Source organism: Oleiphilus sp. HI0128 (assembly GCF_001635365.1).
Genome location: NZ_LWGG01000925.1, coordinates 1 through 4165 on the forward strand (window position 1 = coordinate 1; position 4165 = coordinate 4165).

A 4165-nucleotide genomic window follows, 5' to 3' on the forward strand; every position below is an offset into this window, starting at 1 on the left:
CTAAAACGCACTTGTGTTTCCTTAACAGCACTCAATTATCCCAAGTTGGGATAATGCTAGCACGCTAATAACATGACCACAATATGGAAAGGTCTGTTAACACACCAAAATATAAACGATTTCAAGATTGGCTTATTAAATCTAGGGTAGCCAAGGAATTGACACAGATTGAATTTGCTAAACTTCTAAACGAGCATCAATCGTACGTATCTAAAATTGAATCTGGCGAGAAAAGAATATCAGTGCAAGAGTATGCCCAGATAGTTAAAGTTCTAGGTATTGACCCACTAGAAGGTTTGAAGATTTTAGAGTAAAAAGAAAAGTCATTTATGCTACTTTCCTCCCCGTTACATCTTCGAAAATGGAATAAATGTCCTCCACCTGACACACTTCTTTGCCACCAATAGATTGCTGTGAGGCGTGAGAAATATTTCCAACAGGCTCATTTGACGCAGTTTCTACTGTGATAATGTCAGGCTCAGAATAAGCATAATATTGGCCAGCTATCTTACGACCATCTATAGAATTCTGATTTATCCATTTCTTTAGAGTATTTATTGAAGGCTGCGATCCTTTTTGAAAATAAACCTCTCTATACTGTGAAAGTTTCATTAGCTTTCTAGTTTGACCGCTACCAAGAATTCCTTCATCATTACTCTTAATCAAGAACACTTCTCCCAAAATATTACCCGCTCATTACTGCTTGCGCCAACCGGCTTAATAATTATACCCCTGATAGACATACTTGGTCAATAGCCAAAATTTGCTTTTTTCCATTTTTTTTACTTTTTATAGCAAAAATATCTTTACACGCCCCTATTTTGTGCTCTACCATTATTTTTGCCACGCAAATCATATAATAAGGAATCTAAATGGGCGCACCCAGAAGAAACAAAGACCTTCCCAAAAACCTCTATCTGAACAAGAACTCTTTCAGATACCAGCTTCCAGACGGCAAAAGAGTCTCACTAGGAACAGACAAAGAAAAAGCGATAAAGCAAGCAAAACAACTTAATGAAAAATACGAGCTTCATAAGGAAAAACTGCGCATAGAAGCACTATCCATAAAACTGGATGCAGAAAGACGAGACAACAAGAATGAACCAAGCTTTAAAAATGTCATTTTCAGGTTTGAAGGTGAATATCTTGCGCACAAATTCAAAGATCAAACTCTCTACAATAAAACGCGCGTAACAAAGCGGCTAGAAGATCACTTTAGGGACAAGGCCCTGATCGACATTGAAATGAAGGATTGGTCAAACTGCTTTGACTCGCTAGAACTATCACATGATGCATTTAAAAAACACAAAACAGTAGTAACGCAGATCTACGAATTCGCAAAAAGAAAAGGTCTTATCCCACCCGAAAAATACAACCTAGGAAAATTACTCGATTACACCCCGCCAATGAAGAGTGACGGGGTTCGTGAGACAAACACAAAAAAACGCGACAAAATGTCTTCAGATCAGTTCAGAGATGTATACGAAAATGCACCGGAATGGATGCAGGATTTACTGAAAGGAGCACTACTAACCGGGTTGCGGCAAGGAGACCTTTTAAAACTCAGGTTTACCGCCATCAGAGATAACTGGATATGCGTAACCCCCAACAAAACCCAAGAAGACCAAGTACCTCAAAAAATAAGATTTGAGATAAAAGGCGATCTAAAAGAATTAATCGACAAGAGACGAGCAATCGCCAAAACACAAGACAACTGCCCTTATGTCTTTTCCTGCCCAACCAAAGTAAAGAGTTTAGGCAAAGAAAAAACACACATAAATCAAATACTGAGAAGCAACATAGTCAGCAAGTTCAGAAAACTCTCTAGACCTCTTAACACCTATCGCACATACAACGAATCAGAGTTAAACCCTCCAACCTTCCATGAAATTAGAGGACTATCAGCTCGTTTAACTAAAAAACATCTAACAATAGACGGTAAAAAGTTTGACGACAGATTAATAGGGCTTAGGCTAGGACATCGAGACCCTACAGTAAACGTAGTTACAAGCAAATACAGTCACGATCATGATGACATTGAAGATTATTACCGTGTCGAACCACTACTAGATTGGAACGACCTCATAGATGGCAATATAAGCTAATAAACAAACCAGCAAGGCGTGGCAATAAAGTTTTGCCACCAACAGAAATCATCAAGGAGTTATCAGACAGACTATCAATTAAGTTACTGCACTTTTTTTGCCTAAGTTTTGCCACGCAAAATAAGACAAATTATAACAGGCTGTTTTTTAAGGGGAAATTGGTAGGACTAGGCAGATTCGAACTGCCGACCTCTACCATGTCAAGGTAGCGCTCTAACCAACTGAGCTATAGTCCTATTTCAAGCATCGCAAGGAGAGCGACTTGAATAAGGCGCGTAATTTATCAAACAATTCAGCGCCTTGCAATGAGAATATTAGAAAAATATTCTTACGAATCTAGATTGCACTTTATATCTAGAAATCTAAGCCTGTACTTAAGTAAACACCGCTAAAATCAACATCAACTTCGATATCAGCACTGCCTATATCATCAATCTTGATTGCCATAGTGCGATAGCCTAGCTCAACAAATGCTAAGCTAATATTTTGACGAATACGGGCACGGGCATCATAAATACCATTACCAGAATACGAAATACCCGATAACTCAGCGCCAACTGCCATACCAGTAAAAGGCAGCTCTACTTCAGCTTTTGCATAGGGCAGCGGTAGAAAGTTATCAATAGTAGAGGTCGAGCTTTCTGTATCACCCTCAACATTAAGCTGACCGTCAAAAACCTTAATATCTAAACCAACATCAACCGAAACCCAGTTATCGAGAATTTCATAGTAAGCAATTACATCATAGTGAGTCAGGTCTAAATTAGTCGTAACAGGCCCTTCCACACCAGCAAAACCATCGCCTGCTTCATCAATTTCGCCAGATTCAGTCTGATCAAGGGAAGTTAGTCGGACCTTTATATTTGGAATCAGTGGCACGGGGTGTTCAAATGAAGCCGCGAGTTCGAAGAAACTATCGTCTTCGAAACCTAGGTCTTTTTCAAAATCAACTGTTTCACCAGCGGTGGCATCACCACCAATGCCTGCATACCAATAACTTGCTTCAACAGTACCGCCAATAAAATCGGCTTGAGCCGTGGCGCTTGCAGCCAAAACGAAAGGAGCGAGGAGTTTTGTAACTTTTTTCATAGATACTTACCTTATTGAATTCTCTTAAGAATAAAACTATTAGCGTAAGTATAGAGGGAGTTTTTGATTTTGCTTGCTTGATTCGTTGCAGCTTAGATTAAAAAGCTGCAACGAAGTCACAAAATTTAGTCAAATGAAATACCTAAACGCTGACCTACCTCTTCGTAAGTTTCGATCACGCTACCAAGACCTTGCCTAAACCTGTCTTTATCCATCTTCTTACGAGTTTCTTTATCCCAAATACGACAGCCGTCCGGGCTAAATTCATCACCAAGAACAATTCTACCTTCAGACAAACCAAACTCTAGCTTGTAATCAACCAATAGCATACCCGCCTTGTCAAACATTGCTGACAGCACATCGTTTACTTGATAGGTAAGCTTTTCCATTTCGACAAGCTGTTCTTTCGTGGCCCAACCAAAGGATACACAGTGAGAAACGTTAATCATTGGGTCATGCAGAGCATCATCTTTTAGGAATAGTTCGAACGTAGGTGGAGTCAATTCTTTTCCTTCTTCAACACCTAGGCGACGTACTATGCTACCCGCTGCATAGTTACGAACAACACACTCCACAGGCAACATTTCAAGATTTTTTACCAGGCACTCGTTATCTGATAGCAAGGCTTCAAAATGAGTTTCGATACCAGCCTCTTCTAAAGCCTGCATGATAAAAGCGTTAAACTTATTATTTACCATGCCCTTTCGATTCAGCTGCTCCATTTTCTCGCCATCAAAAGCAGAGGTATCGTCTCTAAACAAAAGAACAAATTTGTTTGGATCTTCTGTGGTATAAACTGATTTTGCTTTACCAGCGTAAAGTTCTTTCTGCTTTTGCATAAAAAGGAAACTCCCGAGAGTGGCTCTAAGATTAAGAGCAATAGTATTGAAAAATTTCTATAGTGTTTTAATGAGCAATGATATCGCAGCTATTTAGGCAATAAACACATATCAAATCATGATATGTGTTCA

5 protein-coding genes and 1 tRNA gene are annotated in these 4165 nt (G+C 39.2%); 2 read left to right on the plus strand and 4 right to left on the minus strand.

From position 1 onward, the window contains the following. Positions 1–83 precede the first annotated feature (83 nt). Positions 84–314: a helix-turn-helix transcriptional regulator gene (locus tag A3763_RS30160; RefSeq protein WP_068633647.1), complete on the plus strand. Its 231-nt coding sequence runs from the start codon at positions 84–86 to the stop codon at positions 312–314. Positions 315–327: 13 nt separating this feature from the next. Here A3763_RS30160 and A3763_RS15055 read toward each other — a convergent pair whose 3' ends face one another. Beyond that, on the minus strand, positions 328–666 hold the full coding sequence (locus A3763_RS15055) for a hypothetical protein (protein WP_068634012.1): 339 nt from the start codon (positions 664–666) through the stop codon (positions 328–330). A gap of 206 nt (positions 667–872) precedes the next feature. On the opposite strand from A3763_RS15055, the gene A3763_RS15060 reads away from it, so the two are divergent. Next, positions 873–2105 carry a phage integrase Arm DNA-binding domain-containing protein gene (locus tag A3763_RS15060; RefSeq protein ID WP_068634013.1) on the plus strand — a complete coding sequence of 411 codons (1233 nt, stop codon included), beginning with the start codon at positions 873–875 and terminating at the stop codon, positions 2103–2105. Between the two features lie 159 nt (positions 2106–2264). On the opposite strand, the gene A3763_RS15065 is transcribed toward A3763_RS15060, so the two are convergent. The 3 genes from A3763_RS15065 to purC form a co-directional block, all read right to left on the minus strand. After that, positions 2265–2341 (minus strand) — tRNA-Val (locus A3763_RS15065). Positions 2342–2459: 118 nt separating this feature from the next. Continuing rightward, entirely contained in the window at positions 2460–3194 is a 735-nt protein-coding gene (locus tag A3763_RS15070; RefSeq protein ID WP_068507795.1) for a TIGR04219 family outer membrane beta-barrel protein, read from the minus strand. 125 nt (positions 3195–3319) lie between these two features. Continuing rightward, a complete protein-coding gene (gene purC / locus A3763_RS15075) occupies positions 3320–4033 on the minus strand; it encodes a phosphoribosylaminoimidazolesuccinocarboxamide synthase (protein WP_068507797.1) in 714 nt (237 codons plus the stop codon). Positions 4034–4165 lie beyond the last annotated feature (132 nt).